Annotated in this window: 1 protein-coding gene; it reads right to left on the reverse strand. The window is 64.6% G+C overall.

Annotation, left to right across the window (positions count from 1 at the left end; translation table 11 throughout):
• The coding region (locus EOA36_RS36315) for a cadherin-like domain-containing protein (protein ID WP_348629844.1) at window positions 1-844 on the reverse strand (844 nt) is incomplete at its 3' end.
• Window positions 845-850: the final 6 nt, after the last annotated feature.

Consider the following 850-nt stretch of genomic DNA (forward strand, 5'->3'; position numbering starts at 1 on the left):
CCTTGGTCGGATCGGTGATGTTCACTCCGTCCGCGCCAGGCACGTCGTTGGCGAACACGTTCACCGTCACAGGCGCATTCTCGGTCGTCTGCGTCGCACTGTCGGCAACCGCCGTCGGCACGTCGTCGACGATGGCGATGGAGAGCGTCGTGGAGGCCGGATCACCGTCGGAATCGACCACCTGGACGGCGAAGTCGTCATGGGTAGTGTTGCCCGAGGTGTTGTCCAGCAGCGTGTAGGAATAGGTGTAGCCTGTCGCCGGCGTGCCGGTGATCGTCAGGTCGCCATACTGGCCATGCACCAGGCCGCCATTGGTCACTTCCACCTGGAGGCTGTTCTTGTCGGTCACGTAAAGGTGGCCGATCGTGTCGCTGCCCGTCGTGATCGTCAGCGCGCCCGTCGCCGTTTCGCTCGGATCGCTGTTGTTGGTCCCATCATGGTCGGCAATCTCGCCGGAACCTGCCGGCTCGATGCCGCGCACCGGAAGGCCAGCCTCGTTCACGCTGGTGTCCGAACCCGCGGCGATCACGAGCGTCGGCGTCGAATCCTTCAGCAGGTTGATCGTCACCGTGGTCACCGACGGATCGCCGTCACCGTCGACGATCTGGTACTGGAACGTCACCGTCCCTTCCTCGCCGGCGACCGGCGCGTAGGTGAAGGTGCCATCATTGTGGTAGGTGACCGTTCCGGTGCCGCCCGCCAGCGATCCCGCCACATAGCTCACCTTGGTCGGATCGGTGATGTTCACTCCGTCCGCGCCAGGCACGTCGTTGGCGAACACGTTCACCGTCACAGGCGCATTCTCGGTCGTCTGCGTCGCACTGTCGGCAACCGCCGTCGGCACGTCGTC

The organism is Mesorhizobium sp. M8A.F.Ca.ET.021.01.1.1, assembly GCF_003998025.1.
Classification (GTDB): domain Bacteria; phylum Pseudomonadota; class Alphaproteobacteria; order Rhizobiales; family Rhizobiaceae; genus Mesorhizobium.